Here is a 14,450-nt window from a genome sequence, read left to right as displayed (position 1 = left end):
CCTTTCCATTTGGGGTGCCCCCAAATTAGCGTGTCGTGAGCTGTGGCTCTTGTAAGAAATCAATCGGCCGGCAGCGGCCAGCCGTCCAGCACGTGGCCGGGATGTTCGCGCAGGAACCGCCGCCGGACTTCGACGTACCGGGTCGGCGTGAGCCCGGTGAACGCCTGGAACTCGTGGCCGAAGTGGGCCTGGTCGAAGTAGCCTGCGCCACCAGCGAGGTCGCCCCAGTCGATCGGTCCGGCGGGGTCGATCGCCAACAGGGTGGTGGCGAAGCGGTGGCTGCGGGCCAGCCGCTTCGGCGTGACGCCGATGAGCTCCTTGAACCGCTGTGCCAGATGAGTGCTGCTGACACCGGCTGCCACGCTCAGGTCACCGATCGCCACCGCCCCCTTGGTCGCCGCGATGACACTGCTCGTATGGCGGACCAGCCCCAGGCCGGCGGTCTCGCACAGCCGTCGCATCAGCTCCTCCTCGAGCAGCGTCATCATCTCGTGCGGTCCGTCCGCCGTGGCCAGCCGGTCTCGCAGCTCAGCAACGGCAGGCCGGCCCCAAACCTGCTCTACCGTCACCGGCCGGTCACACAGCTCGGCCGCGGGCATCGGCAGGAACGGCGCCAGCCCCCACGGCTTGACGTGCACGCCGACGGACCGGGTCGGGAGTGGGTAGCTGAACTCCCACGCGCGGGTGGGCATGGTGACCACGCAGCCGTCGGCGTACTCGGCCGTCTCGATGTCGGTGGCGGCGCGGATGCGGAACGGCGCCCCGAGGTTGACGATCAGCAACGCCGACGGCGCCGGCGGCAGCGTCAGCCGGGCGTACGGCGGCGCACCCTCCAGGTAGTAAAGGTCGTCGATCAGCCCGTCCAGCGGCGGTCGCGGCACTCTGGACACGTACTCCACGCCCACAGCATCGCCGCCCCCGTGTTCGCGATCAACCCCGCCGGCAGCCCCGAGTCGGCGAGGAACCACAGCAGCGCCACGGTCCGCATCACGCGCCCGCCCCCCGGAACGCCTGGTAGATCTGGCTTTTGCGCGAGTTCGATGAATTCAGGGGCACCGCGCCACGTGCCGGCAAAGGCGGGGGCTACGGGATAGAGGGTGCTGGTCGCGGGAGACAACCACCTCACCCGACGACCACTTCCCCCTGATGCGACCACGGCCCGCCTGCCAGTCACTAAGCGCGCGACGATAGGAGCACGCGCGCCTCGGGCGGGTGGGAGCGGCGCGAGGGAGCGACGCAGGAGCGAACGTAGACGCCGCGTGGGGTCTCACGGTTGGTGGGAGCGCGGGGCGAGGGGCGGCGTCGGAGCGGACGTGGACGCTGTGTGGGGGTCTTACGGTTGTTTGAAGTTCGGGGGACGTTAACTCGGGGGCGTATCATCCGGGCGTGACGTTGCGACGCGGGGAGTGGGCGCCACCCGCGCGGACGCTGGTGGATGTGTTGGAGGAGACGGCGGCGAAGTTTGCCGATGAGCCGGCGCTTGATGACGGCAGTGTGAGTCTGAGTTATCGGGAACTGCTCGAGCAGACGAGCAGGTTCGCCTCGCGGCTGACCGGTGGTGGGGTCGGGCCGGGGGATCGGGTCGGGGTGCGGATCTCGTCCGGTCACAATGATTTGTACGTCGCGATCCTCGGCACCCTGCAGGCCGGGGCGGCGTATGTGCCGGTCGATGCGGACGATCCCGACGAGCGAGCCGAGCTGGTGTTCGGTGAGGCCGACGTCGCCGCGATCGTCACCGACGACCTCGAGCTCAGCCTGCTCCGGGCAGCGCCAGCGGGTCCGCCGCCGGACAACGACAACGCGGACGGGTACTTCGACTACCCGTACTCGGCGCGCATGGACGCACCGCAGACAGAGCCGCGGAGCGCAGACGGCCCCGAGCCGGACGACGACGCGTGGATCATCTTCACGTCGGGCTCGACCGGCGTACCCAAAGGTGTCGCGGTCTCGCACCGATCGGCGGCCGCCTTCGTGGATGCGGAAGCACGGCTGTTCCTCCAGCCCGAGCCGATCGGTCCCGACGACCGCGTCCTGGCCGGGCTCTCGGTCGCGTTCGACGCGTCGTGCGAGGAAATGTGGCTGGCCTGGCGTCACGGTGCGTGCCTCGTGCCGGCGCCCCGGTCCCTCGTCCGCAGCGGCATGGACCTCGGCCCCTGGCTGGTGGCGCAAGGAATCACGATCGTCTCCACCGTGCCCACACTCGCCGCGCTGTGGCCGCCGGACGCGCTCGACCAGGTGCGGCTGCTGATCTTCGGCGGCGAGGCCTGCCCGCCCGAGCTCGCGGAACGACTGGCCACGGATGGTCGCGAGGTCTGGAACACGTATGGCCCCACCGAGGCGACCGTGGTGGCCTGCGGCGCTCAGCTGACCGGCGAGGGACCGGTCCGGATCGGGCTGCCGCTGGACGGCTGGGACCTCGCCGTGGTCGATGCTGAAGGCAACGAAGTCGACGAGGGCGGGATCGGCGAGCTGATCATCGGCGGCGTCGGGCTGGCTCGCTATCTCGACCCGGCCAAGGATGCCGAGAAGTTCGCCCCGATGCCGTCCCTCGGCTGGGAGCGCGCGTACCGCAGTGGCGACCTGGTCCGCTACGAACCAGAAGGCCTGATCTTCCAGGGGCGTGCGGACGAGCAGATCAAACTCGGCGGCCGCCGGATCGAGCTCGGCGAGGTCGACGCCGCCCTGCAGGCATTACCCAACGTCTCCGGCGCCGCTGCAGCGGTCCGAGCCAGTGCCGCCGGTAATCAGTTGCTTGTCGGGTACGTCGTACCAGAAGACGCGACCGTGTTCGACCAGAAAGCGGCCACTGAGCGCCTGCGCGAAGCCCTGCCCGCGGCACTCGTACCGCTCCTGGCGATTGTCGACACGTTGCCGACCAGGACCTCAGGCAAGGTGGATCGCAATGCGCTCCCGTGGCCGCTCGAGGGTATGGACAGCGACGGGCCCGCGGCCGAGCTCGACGGGACGGCGGGGTGGCTCGCCGAGCGTTGGACGAAGGTCCTCGGAGCCACGGTCACCGGCACGGACAACGACTTCTTCCTGCACGGCGGCGGCAGCCTCGCGGCCGCGCAACTCGTGTCGGCGCTGCGCGAGCGCTACCCGGATGTGACCGTCGCGGACATCTACGAGTACCCGAGACTCGGGGCACTCGCCGATCGGCTGGACGAGTCCACGGTGACGGCCGAGCCGGTGGAGCTTCGTGAGATCAGGCCGACGCCGAAGTCGACGCAGCTCCTCCAGACCGCGCTGACCTTGGTGCTGCAGACGGTCGTCGGCGTGCGATGGCTCGTCTACCTGTTCACGCTGAACAACCTGCTGGCCGAGTTCGCCGGCCCGCTCCCCTGGCTGCGGACCATCTCGTGGTGGTGGATCCTGGCCGGCTGGCTGATCCTGATCACCCCGGCCGGCCGGATGGGTATCGCCGTCGTCGGCGCACGCATCCTCCTGCACAACCTGAAACCCGGTACCTATCCCAGAGGCGGCAGCGTCCACGTCCGGCTCTGGGCGGCGGAGAACCTCGCGGACGCGGCCGGCGCGGCCAACCTGGCCGGCGCACCCTGGATCGCCTACTACGCAAGGGCTCTCGGCGCGAAGATCGGCCGCGGCGTCGACCTGCACACGCTCCCGCCGGTCACCGGGATGCTCACGATGGGCCGCGGCGCCTCGATCGAACCCGAGGTGGACCTGGCCGGCTACTGGATCGACGGCGACCGCCTGCACGTCGGCCCAGTGACCATCGGCGCCGAGGCAGTCATCGGTTCCCGCAGCACGCTGCTGCCCGGTGCGGAGATCGGCCGGAACGCCGAGATCGCCGCCGGCTCGGCCGTCTCTGGCAAGGTGCCGCCGAACGAGCGCTGGTCCGGCTCCCCCGCGAGCCGCGTCGGTCGCGCCAGGCGCCCCTGGCCCGATCACCGGCCGGCCCGTGCGCCGTGGTGGGTTCTCGCGTACGGCGCTCAGTCCGCGGTGATGTCCTTGCTTCCGGTCGCCGCAGCCGCGGCCGCGATCGTCGTACTGGGTCAGGCACTTCAAGGCACGGACACCCTCGGTGACGCCGCGCTCAAGGCGCTGACCGCCGTACCGCTGATGACGCTGGTCGGGTTCGTGACGCTGGCTGTGCTGACGCTGATCGGCGTACGGCTGCTCGGTATCGGGATCAAGCCCGGCCACTATCCGGTCCGGAGCCGGATCGGCTGGCAGGTGTGGGCGACCGAGCGGCTGCTGGACTCGGCCCGGACGCTGCTGTTCCCGCTGTACGCGAGCCTGCTGACGCCGTGGTGGCTGCGGGCCCTCGGCGCGAAGATCGGCCGCGATGTCGAGGCGTCGACGGTGCTGTTGCTGCCGAAGATGACCACGGTCGGTGAGGGCGCGTTCCTGGCCGACGACACGATGATCGCGTCGTACGAGCTGGGTGGCGGCTGGCTGCACGTGGCCGGAGCGAAGGTGGGCAAGCGGGCGTTCCTCGGCAACTCCGGCATGACGGCGCCAGGCCGAAGTGTGCCGAAGAACGGCCTCGTGGCGGTGCTCAGCGCGGCGCCGAAGAAGTCGAAGGCCGGTACGTCGTGGCTCGGATCGCCACCCGTGAAGCTCCGGCGCCAGGCTGTCGAAGGCGATCAGAGCCGGACGTTCAACCCACCGCGCCGGCTCAAGGTCGCCCGGGCCCTGGTCGAGCTGTGCCGGTTCGTGCCGATGATGTGCACGGTGGTGATCGCGCTCGGTGTTCTGTTCGCGTTGCAGGCGCTCGATGTCTGGCTCGGGCCGTGGCTGACGGTGCTGCTGTCCGGTGCGGTGATCCTCGCCGCCGGTGCGGTCGCGGGCGGGATGGCGACAGTCGCGAAGTGGGTCATCGTGGGCAAGACCCGCGCGGTCGAGTACCCGCTGTGGAGCTCGTTCGTCTGGCGCAACGAGGTGGTCGACAGCTTCGTCGAACTGGTCGCGGCGCCGTGGTTCGCGAACGCCGCCGCCGGTACGCCGGTCCTCGCGCTCTGGCTGCGGACACTCGGAGCCAAGATCGGCAAGGGTGTCTGGTGCGAGACGTACTGGTTGCCCGAGGCCGATCTGGTCACCCTCGGCGACGGGGCCACGGTGAATCGCGGTTGCGTGCTGCAGACGCACCTTTTTCATGATCGAGTTCTCTCCATGAGTACAGTCACCTTCGGGCCAGGAGCGACCCTCGGGCCCCACGGCATCGTCCTGCCGGCCGCCAGTGTGGGAGCAGGAGCTACCATCGGGCCGGTGTCTCTCGTGATGCGTGGTGAAGGTGTACCTGCCGGGACGCGCTGGGCCGGAAACCCGATCGCTCCTTGGCAGAGCTGATGGTTGCCCGCAACAACGGGCAACCCGGCGCTGCGACCGCCGGCGACCCCTATGTGCCCTCCCACGGCAACGGCGGCTACCACGTCGAGTCGTACGAGCTCGACCTCGACTACCGCGTCAGCAGCAACCGGCTGACCGGCAAGGCAACGATCACCGCAGTGGCCACTCAGGCCCTGTCCCGGATCAGCTTCGACCTGTCCGGACTGCGGGTGTCCAAGGTGTCGGTCAACGGCCGCCGGCCGCAGCGCTACGTCCACCGCGCCGGGAAGCTGCACATCTCGGCGAACATCATGGACGGCGCCGAGTTCACCGTGGACATCCAGTACGGCGGCAGCCCGAAGCCCGAGGACAGTCCGTGGGGTGAGCTGGGCTGGGAGGAGCTCACCGAGGGTGTGATCGTCGCCAGCCAGCCGAGTGGCGCGGCGACCTGGTTCCCGTGCAACGACCACCCCGGGGACAAGGCCCACTACCGGATCACGGTCACCACCGATTCGCCGTACCAGGTGGTCGCCAACGGACGGCTGGTGTCACGGCGGGTGAAGGCGAGTCGGACCACCTGGGTCTTCGACCAGGCCGCGCCGATGGCGACGTACCTGGCGACTGTCCAGATCGGCCGGTACGACGCTGTCGAGCTGGCCGATTCACCGGTGACGACCCGGGCCGTGCTGCCGGCATCGCTGATCCGCAACGCGAAGGTGGATCTCGGTCGGCAGCAGGACATGATGAAGCTGTTCTGCAAGCAGTTCGGGCCGTATCCGTTCGGCGCCTACACGGTCGTGGTCACGGACGACCCGCTGGAGATCCCGCTGGAGGCCCAGGGCATCTCGGTCTTCGGCAGCAACCATCTCGACGGCCGGCGCGGATCCGAGCGGCTGGTCGCGCACGAGCTGGCGCACCAGTGGTTCGGCAACAGTCTGACGCCGTCGAGCTGGCAGCACATCTGGCTCAACGAAGGGTTCGCCTGTTACGCCGAGTGGCTGTGGTCCGAGGCGTCGGGCGGCCTGACGGCGACGCAGCAGGTGTCGAAGGCACACACGCGGCTGAAGAGCCTGCCGCAGGACCTGCTGCTGTCGGACCCGGGTCCGGAGCTCATGTTCGACGACCGGCTCTACAAACGCGGCGCGATCACCCTGCACGTACTGCGTCAGCACCTCGGCGACGACGCGTTCTTCGAGCTGCTGCGGACGTGGACCAAGTCCCACCGCCATGGCTCGGTGACGACGGACGATTTCGTCGCCCTGGCTGTCTCGTTCGGCCCGGACGAGGGCGCCGTACGCCATCTGTTCGCCCAGTGGCTGGAGTCGACGGACCTGCCGGCGATCAGGAACGGGCGACCTCGGCTGCGGCCTTGACGAAGCGTTCGGTGAGCGGGGTCCGGGTGGCCCAAGTCGCGCCGATCCACCACGACGCGGCTCGGCCGGGCAGCGGGATCAGGCGGAGCTCGGGTGGTGCGATGCGTTCGGCAGACTGCGGTACGACGGCCGGACCGGCGCCGGCGGCAACCAAAGCCAGCACGGTCTGGAGGTCGGCGGCCTCCTGAAGTACGGCGGGGTGGCAACCGAGTTCGGCGTACAGGCCGTTGATCTGGGCGGTCAGGCCAGGCCCTCGTGACGGTGTGAGACGGACGAGCGGCCGATCGTCGAGCCAGGCGCCGAGGGAACGCGGTACCTCGAGGGCCAACGGGACCGCGAGGGCCAGCCGGTCCCGCCGTAACCGTAGGTGTTCGAGACCGGCGGGCACGGGCAGCCGGACGAAGCCGATCTGCAGGCTGCCCGCGAGCAGACGTTCGCACTGGACCGCCGACGACATGTCGTCGAGGGACACCGAGACACCAGGCCAGCGGCTGCGGAACAGCGCGACCGCCCGTGGCGCCAACTCGATCCCGGACAGCCCGAACCCGACCGCCAGCGATCCTTCGCTACCCGCTGCAACCTGAGCCGCGCGCCGATCGAACGCCTCGGACCGGTCGAGCAACTCCAGAGCGTCAGGAAGCAACAGTTCACCAGCCGGCGTCAGCCGGGCGCCGTGCCGGCCCCGGCTGAACAGCACCGAACCGACCCGACGCTCCAGGACCTGGATCTGCTTGGTCAGCGCGGGCTGGCTGGTCGACAGCTCCGCGGCCGCGGCCCCGAAGTTGCGTAGCCGGGCGACCGTGACGAACGCCCGGAGCAATCGGAGATCCATAACCCCACGATATGGAATCTGATCAAACAACTATTGGACGTCATAGAACGTTCGGCGTTTCGATGGACGTATGAACCTCTTTCGCAGCGCGGTCGTCCAGTTCGAGGCCGTCCCGGACCAGCCCTCGGCCAATCTCGCCACCGTCGATCGGCTGGCCCGGCAGGCGGTCGCGGGCGGCGCCCGGCTGGTCGCGTTTCCGGAGATGTGCCTGCTCGGCTACTGGCACCTCCGCCGGCAGACCGCCGAGCGGCTGCACGAGCTGGCCACGCCCGTGGACGGACCGCTGGTCGGGCGGGTCCTTGCCCTGGCCAAGGAGCTCGACGCGGGGATCGGCGTCGGCTTCCTGGAGAGTGCCGACGGCGCGGAACCATCAGACACGGCCTCACTGTTCAACTCGTACGCCGTCTGCCTGCCGACCGGGGACGTCCACGTGCACCGGAAGCTGCACGCGTTCGAACACGAGGCGATCGCGAGCGGATCGTCGTACACGGTGTTCGACACGCCCTGGGGGTTCCGGGCCGGGGTGCTGATCTGCTGGGACAACAATCTGGTGGAGAACGTCCGGATCACCGCGTTGCTCGGGGCAACCGTCCTGCTCGCGCCACACCAGACCGGCGGGACCAACTCCCGCAGTCCGCACGGGATGAAGCCGATCCCGCTCGAGATCTGGGAGAGCGGCGACCAAGCCGCGATCGAGGAAGCCTTCAACGGTCCGAACGGACGCGGCTGGCTGATGCGATGGCTGCCGTCCCGGGCCCACGACAACGGCCTGTTCGTGCTGTTCAGCAACGGTGTCGGCCGGGACGACGACGAGGTCCGCACCGGCAACGCGATGATCTTCGATCCGTACGGCCGGATCGTCGCGGAGACCCCGGTGCCGGCCGAGTCCGTGGTGATCGCCGACCTCGACCTCGACCTGGTGCCGTTGGCAACAGGCCGCCGCTGGCTCCGCGGCCGTCGCCCCGAGCTGTACGGCGTACTCACGCAGCGAACCGGGGACGAGCTGGACCCGAGGGCAGCCCGCTTCTCGACCGACCCGGTCAGAGTCAGTAAATGAGCGCGGTGGCGATGGCCGCGATGCCCTCGCCCCGGCCGGTGAACCCCAGGCCGTCGGTCGTCGCCGCGCTGACCGAGACCTCGGCGTCGCAGCCGGCGCTGAGCACCTTCTCGGCCTCTTCCCGACGAGGGCCGATCCGCGGGCGGTTGCAGACGATCTGGACCGAGACATTGCCGATCTCGAAACCGGCCGCCCGGACCCGCCGCGCGGCCTCAGCCAGCAAAGCGATCCCTGATGCGCCGGCCCATTCCGGCTCGGCCGTACCGAAGTTCGACCCCAGATCTCCCAGCCGGGCCGCACTCAACAGCGCGGTGCAGATCGCGTGCGCGGCCGCGTCACCGTCAGAGTGCCCTGCCAACCCGGAGGTCTCCTCCGGCCAGTGCAGGCCGGCCAGCCACATCGGGCGGCCTTCCTCCAGCGGGTGTACGTCCACGCCGTTGCCGATCCGTGGGACCTTCACATCAGCCTCCTGTCCGCCAGCAACGCCTCGGCCAGCAGCAGGTCCCGCGGCCGCGTCACCTTGAACGCGTCCTCGGACCCCTCGACCGTCAGCACGGTCACCCCAAGCCGCTCACACAGCATCGCGTCATCCGTCGCCCCAGCGCCACCAGCGGCATGCGCACGACGCAGTACGGCGGGATCGAACCCCTGTGGAGTCTGTACGGCGACCAACGTCGACCGGTCGGGCGTGTCCACGACCTCACCAGCCGCCGAGACCCGCTTGATCGTGTCCGTGACAGGCACAGCCGGTACGACGGCTGACGCACCTCCGCGGACCGCTGCGACGACCCGCTCGACGACAGGCGCCGGGACGAACGCGCGAGCCGCATCGTGGACGAGGATGCAGTCGATCCCGTCCACCGGGACCAGCTCCAGAGCCGCCCGGACCGAGTCGGCCCGCTCGGCGCCACCCGCGACCACGAGCAGCCGAGCGTTCCCGGCGTACGGCTCGAGTTCCTTCTGGACCGCGTCCTCGGTGCCGGCCGGGACGGCGACCACAAAACAGGCGAGGTCGGCGGCGGTCGCTGCCAGCAGTCCACGTACGGCGTGGACCAGCAGCGATTCGCCACCGACCTCTCGAAATGCTTTGGGTGTCTCACCACCGAGCCGCAGTCCGAGCCCGGCCGCCGGGATGATGGCCGCGGTGCTCATCTAGAGCCCACGCAGGACGGCAGGATCACGTACTTCGGCTCGGTCCGACCGGAGTCAGGAAGCGAGAACCTCGTCGAGGATGGCTTCCGCCTTGTCCTCGTTGGTGTGTTCGGCCAGGGCCAGCTCGGAGACCAGGATCTGGCGAGCCTTCGCCAGCATCCGCTTCTCACCGGCGGAGAGACCGCGGTCACGCTCACGGCGCCACAGGTCGCGGACGACCTCTGCCACCTTCATTACGTCACCCGAGTGCAGCTTCTCGAGGTTCGCCTTGTACCGTCGCGACCAGTTGGTCGGCTCCTCCGTGTGCGGTGCACGCAGCACGTCGAAGACGCGCTCCAGGCCAGCCTGATCCACGACGTCACGCACGCCGACAAGATCGAGGTTGCACGCGGGGACCCGGACGACCAGGTCGTTCTGAGCGACGATCCTCAAGACCAGATAGGTCTTGTCCTCACCTTTGATCTGACGGGTCTCGATGTCCTCGATGACGGCCGCACCGTGATTGGGGTAAACAACCGTCTCGCCGACTGTGAAAGTCATATGTCACGTGCCCCTTTCCAAGCTCCATCCTACCACGTGGCACATGGTCCGGCCGGGACGTTTGCGCTGGTCAGAGGCCATTTCCCGGCTTGACAAACGCTCTCAGCCGTGCCTTGTGCGCGCGTGAATCGCGCCTGGTTGGTTGCCCGGGACACCGTCGCGACAATGCGTGATGGCCATCCCGCCGTCCCGTCCGGCGGGTGCGAGAGCTACGCTGTGACGCGCCGGAGGCCGCTGCCTGACGGCGTCGAACAGCTTTGCAGGAGAGGGATTTCCAGTGCCGATCACGTTGTCCTCGCGGTCCGTCCGGCGCACCGCGCTGGCGGGTGCCGCCGCCACCCTGAGTATCGCGCTGTCGGCCTGTGGCGCGAACTTCAACGCCCAGACGCTGCAGCACTACCAGCCGGCCGAGGGCACCAACGCCGACTCCGGCTCGATCGCGGTCCGCAACGTGCTGGTACTCGCCTCCGAGGACGGCAAGGGCGAGCTGCATGCCGTGATCGTCAACAACGGCGGATCCGACGACACGCTGGTCGGCATCGCGCAGGCCCCGGCCGGGACTCCGGACGGCCAGGCCGGCGGCGACCAGCCGACCGAGGTCACGTTCGGTGGCGTGAAGACCCTGGACCTGAAGGCCGGGAGCTCGACGCTGCTGCCGCCCAGCAAGGGCGAGGAGACCGAGAGCGGCGAGGCTCCGGGCGAGCCGATCACGGTCACCGGCGGTAAGCCGGGCCAGATGATCAACGTGGTGATCACCTTCGGCCAGGCCGCCCCGATCACCGCCTACGTCCCGGTCCTGACCGAGGACCACTACTCCCCGACCCCCCGCGCCGACGGCGAGGGCGGCGGCCACGGCTGAGCGGCCCGAACCGCGCCTGGTACGACGCTGACCGCCGTACCAGGCCAGGAACACACCGAACGGGCCGGCCCGGCGCGGGACGGCCCGTTCGTCGTACCGGCGGGACCTGTGGCCGAGGTCCCGACGGACGGTATGACGCCCGGTACGACGGATCGGTCGCCGTACCGGGCGGGTGTTGAAGGTCAGCCCGCGGCTTGGGCGGCCTTGGACAGGCCGGGGATGATCTTGTCCAGCACCCACGGGACGCTCAGCACGCTGACGGCGCTCATCCCGGAGATGACCTGCTGGTCCTCCATCACGTAGGCACTGCCCCGCTTCACCGCGGTGAGTGACGAGTAGACCGGGTCGGCATTGAACTTCTGCGCCCCCAGCCCGTCGATGTAGGCGACCACCACGTCGGCATCCAGGTCGGACACCTTCTCCTTGCTGACGGTGACCGCGAACTCCTTCTTCGTGTTGCCGGCCTGCAGCTTCTCCACGCCAGGGGCGTTCACGAAGCCCATCTCGTTCAGGATCTGCACCCGCGGGTCGGTCGGCATGTAGGCGTAGTTGTCGGCGCCGAACGAGCCGACCGAGATCGTCTTGCCCTTGAACTCGGGGTGCTCGCTGGCGACCTGCTTGATCTTGTCGTTGATGCCCGCGATCAGCTTCTCGGCCTCGGCCTTCTTGCCCAGCGCCTCACCGACCAGCAGGGTCTGGTCCTGCCAGGTGGTCTGCCACGGGGCGCCCGGGTAGGCGACGGTCGGCGCGATGTCCGACAGCGTCTTGTAGGTGGCCGCGTCGAAGCCCTCGTACGGGGCCAGGATGACGTCCGGCTTCAGCGCCGCGATCTTCTCGAACGGGAACTTGTCGCTGGTGTCCAGCAGCTCGGTCTTCGAGGCGTCGAACTTGTCTGCGTCCCACGCCGTCGTACCGGCCGCGGTCGGGCCGTAGGTCACCTTCGGCATCCCGACCGGCGTCTCACCGAGTGCGTAGACCACGTCCTGGGCGTTCCAGCCGAGCGTGACGATGCGCTCCGGCTTCTTGGTGATGGTGGTCTCGCCGAACGTGTTCTTCAACGTGACCGGGAACCCGGCGGCCGCCGTACCGGCAGAGCCGCTGCTCTGCTCGCCGGCGTCGCTGCCGCACGCGGCGAGCGTGGTCGCGACCAGGACGGTGGCGACGGCCAGCGCGGCGGTTCGGGCCGGCCGCAGGGCCGCCCGGGAACGGGACCAGGACATGGGACTCTCCTTAGCGATGAATTGCCTCAACTAAGGAGAGCCTAAGCTAACCACCAAGGCCTGTGCAGCCTGGGAGGATGTGACTCAGGACTCGGACCGGGCGGCGAGAGCCCGGCCGTCCATCGTTTCAGGAGTCGAACTTGTACCCGAGGCCACGCACCGTGACGAGGTGCTGCGGATTCGACGGGTCCTTCTCCAGCTTGGACCGCAACCGCTTCACGTGTACGTCGAGGGTCTTGGTGTCGCCCACGTAGTCGGCACCCCAGATCCGGTCGATCAGCTGCCCCCGGGTGAGCACCCGGCCGGTGTTGCGCAGCAGCATCTCGAGCAGCTCGAACTCCTTCAGCGGGAGCCGGATCTCGGTCCCGGACACGGTCACCACGTGCCGCTCCACGTCCATCCGGACCGGCCCGGCCTCCAGCGTGTCCGGCAGGAGTTCCACGTCCTGTCCACGCCGCAGTACGGCGCGGATGCGGGCGAGCAGCTCCCGGGGGCTGTAGGGCTTGGTCACGTAGTCGTCGGCGCCCAGTTCGAGGCCGACCACCTTGTCGACCTCGGTGTCCTTGGCGCTGACGATGATCACCGGGACGTTGCCCCGGCTGCGCAGTGCCCGGCACACCTCCGTGCCGGACAGACCCGGCAGCATCAGGTCGAGCAGGACGATGTCCGCACCGGCCCGGTCGTACTCGTCCAGCGCGTCCGGCCCGGTCTCCGCGACGGCGACCTCGAACCCTTCCTTGCGCAGCACGTACGACAACGCGTCGCTGTAGCTCTCTTCGTCTTCGACGACCAGCACTCGGGTCACGAAGCTGCCTCCTTGGTTCTGTCTGACGGGGTAGGCGCCAGGTAGATGGCCGGCTCCTCCTGGCTGGAGGAGTCGGTCTGACCCGCGGCGGGTTCGAGCCGCAGCGGGAGTCTCACGGTGAAGGTGGAGCCCTGGCCCTCGACGCTCCAGACCCGCACATCGCCCCCGTGGATGGACGCGATGTGCTTGACGATGGAGAGGCCGAGACCGGTACCACCGGTTTCACGGCTCCGGGCCCGGTCGACCCGGTAGAACCGCTCGAAGATCCGTTCCAGGTCGCTGCTCGGGATCCCGACGCCCTGGTCGCTGACGGTCACCTCGACCAGGTCGCCGATCGGGTGCGCGGCGACCGCCACCCGGGTGCCGTCGGGGCTGTAGTTGACCGCGTTCTCGACCAGGTTCCCGATCGCGATGGCCAACTGGTCCTCGCTGCCCATCACTTCCAGGTCCGGCTCGGTCTTCACCACGATCTTGATGTCACGGTCCTCGGCATCCACCCGGCAGCGGTCCACCGCGGCGTCGATGACGCCGTTGATGTCGACCGGGCCGGGGTTCTCCAGCGGGTCGTCGCCCTGCAGCCGGGACAGCTCGATGATCTCCTTCACCAGCCGGCTCAGCCGGGACGCCTCGACCCGCATCCGGCCGGAGAAGCGCTGCACCGCCTCCGGGTCGTCGGATGCCTCCGAGACCGCGTCGGCGAGCAGGATCAGCGCCCCGATCGGGGTCTTCAGCTCGTGGCTGACGTTGACGGTGAAGTCCCGCCGGATCGCCTCCAGGCGGCGTTCCCGGGTCCGGTCCTCGACCAGGACGAGCACCAACTGGCTGCCCAGCGGCGCCACCCGGGCACTCACGTACTGCGTGGCACCGAGCCGGCCGCGGACGATCTCCAGGTCCTGCTGGCGGATCTCTCCGTCCCGGCGGACCGCCCGGACCATGGTCAGCAGGTCCTCGACCACCAGCCGCTCGCCCCGGACGATGCCGAGCACGTGCGCCGGGGCGCTGGCCTGCAGCACCTGGTCCTCGGGACCCATCACCACTGCGGACGAACGCAGTACCGACAGAACGGTGGCGACGCCGGTGGGGACGATCGGGTCCGGAGACTCCGGGATCTTGTGCTGAGCCCGCTCGCTGAGCATCATCGCACCGAGCGAAAGCAGGGCCAGGGCCGCGCCGATGACGCCGCCCAGCACCGCAGCCAGCGTGGGGTCCACGGCAACGATGCTACGCGGGCAACCAGCAGGGAAAGACAGAATGATCACCGGATGACCGGGGGACGACCTAACTGTTCATCAGGCGTTCACCACTCGTCGCCATCCGGCA

At 69.2% G+C, this 14,450-nt stretch carries 12 protein-coding genes; 4 read left to right on the top strand and 8 right to left on the bottom strand.

From position 1 onward, the window contains the following. Positions 1–59: 59 nt before the first annotated feature. Positions 60–899, bottom strand: coding sequence for a helix-turn-helix domain-containing protein (locus V9K99_RS22625; RefSeq protein WP_337006101.1), 840 nt, complete (start codon positions 897–899; stop codon positions 60–62). A gap of 487 nt (positions 900–1,386) precedes the next feature. On the opposite strand from V9K99_RS22625, the gene V9K99_RS22620 reads away from it, so the two are divergent. Both V9K99_RS22620 and V9K99_RS22615 read left to right on the top strand, forming a co-directional pair. Beyond that, positions 1,387–5,313: a Pls/PosA family non-ribosomal peptide synthetase gene (locus tag V9K99_RS22620; RefSeq protein WP_337006099.1), complete on the top strand. Its 3,927-nt coding sequence runs from the start codon at positions 1,387–1,389 to the stop codon at positions 5,311–5,313. Beyond that, a complete protein-coding gene (locus V9K99_RS22615; protein ID WP_337006097.1) occupies positions 5,301–6,665 on the top strand; it encodes a M1 family metallopeptidase in 1,365 nt (454 codons plus the stop codon). Before V9K99_RS22620 ends, V9K99_RS22615 begins: the two co-directional genes overlap by 13 nt. Here the strand turns inward: V9K99_RS22615 and V9K99_RS22610 are convergent. Further along, the gene (locus V9K99_RS22610; RefSeq protein ID WP_337006095.1) at positions 6,634–7,497 is read right to left on the bottom strand and encodes a LysR family transcriptional regulator; all 864 of its coding nucleotides are present in this window, start codon (positions 7,495–7,497) and stop codon (positions 6,634–6,636) included. The genes V9K99_RS22615 and V9K99_RS22610 overlap by 32 nt on opposite strands. A 70-nt stretch (positions 7,498–7,567) precedes the next feature. On the opposite strand from V9K99_RS22610, the gene V9K99_RS22605 reads away from it, so the two are divergent. Next, positions 7,568–8,554, top strand: coding sequence for a nitrilase family protein (locus V9K99_RS22605; RefSeq protein ID WP_337006093.1), 987 nt, complete (start codon positions 7,568–7,570; stop codon positions 8,552–8,554). Here V9K99_RS22605 and ispF read toward each other — a convergent pair. Genes ispF through V9K99_RS22590 form a run of 3 tightly spaced genes read right to left on the bottom strand, consistent with a single transcriptional unit; the run spans position 8,544 to position 10,246 of the window. Continuing rightward, entirely contained in the window at positions 8,544–8,954 is a 411-nt protein-coding gene (ispF, locus tag V9K99_RS22600; protein WP_337006550.1) for a 2-C-methyl-D-erythritol 2,4-cyclodiphosphate synthase, read from the bottom strand. The genes V9K99_RS22605 and ispF overlap by 11 nt on opposite strands. Positions 8,955–9,010: 56 nt before the next feature. Then, a complete protein-coding gene (gene ispD, locus V9K99_RS22595; protein WP_337006091.1) occupies positions 9,011–9,706 on the bottom strand; it encodes a 2-C-methyl-D-erythritol 4-phosphate cytidylyltransferase in 696 nt (231 codons plus the stop codon). 54 nt (positions 9,707–9,760) lie between these two features. Beyond that, positions 9,761–10,246 (bottom strand): CarD family transcriptional regulator, encoded by a 486-nt coding sequence (locus tag V9K99_RS22590; RefSeq protein WP_012918679.1) that lies wholly within the window; start codon positions 10,244–10,246, stop codon positions 9,761–9,763. 277 nt (positions 10,247–10,523) lie between these two features. Here V9K99_RS22590 and V9K99_RS22585 point away from each other — a divergent pair, with 277 nt between their 5' ends. After that, on the top strand, positions 10,524–11,105 hold the full coding sequence (locus V9K99_RS22585; protein WP_337006071.1) for a hypothetical protein: 582 nt from the start codon (positions 10,524–10,526) through the stop codon (positions 11,103–11,105). Positions 11,106–11,287: 182 nt separating this feature from the next. On the opposite strand, the gene V9K99_RS22580 is transcribed toward V9K99_RS22585, so the two are convergent. The 3 genes from V9K99_RS22580 to V9K99_RS22570 form a co-directional block, all read right to left on the bottom strand. Beyond that, on the bottom strand, positions 11,288–12,325 hold the full coding sequence (locus V9K99_RS22580; RefSeq protein ID WP_337006069.1) for an iron-siderophore ABC transporter substrate-binding protein: 1,038 nt from the start codon (positions 12,323–12,325) through the stop codon (positions 11,288–11,290). Positions 12,326–12,452: 127 nt separating this feature from the next. After that, on the bottom strand, positions 12,453–13,130 hold the full coding sequence (locus tag V9K99_RS22575; RefSeq protein WP_337006067.1) for a response regulator transcription factor: 678 nt from the start codon (positions 13,128–13,130) through the stop codon (positions 12,453–12,455). Next, positions 13,127–14,341, bottom strand: coding sequence for a sensor histidine kinase (locus V9K99_RS22570; protein ID WP_337006065.1), 1,215 nt, complete (start codon positions 14,339–14,341; stop codon positions 13,127–13,129). Before V9K99_RS22570 ends, V9K99_RS22575 begins: the two co-directional genes overlap by 4 nt. Positions 14,342–14,450: the final 109 nt, after the last annotated feature.

The organism is Kribbella sp. CCNWLW201 (assembly GCF_037203805.1).
Lineage (GTDB): Bacteria > Actinomycetota > Actinomycetes > Propionibacteriales > Kribbellaceae > Kribbella.
This window is presented reverse-complemented; position numbering and strand designations above follow the sequence as displayed.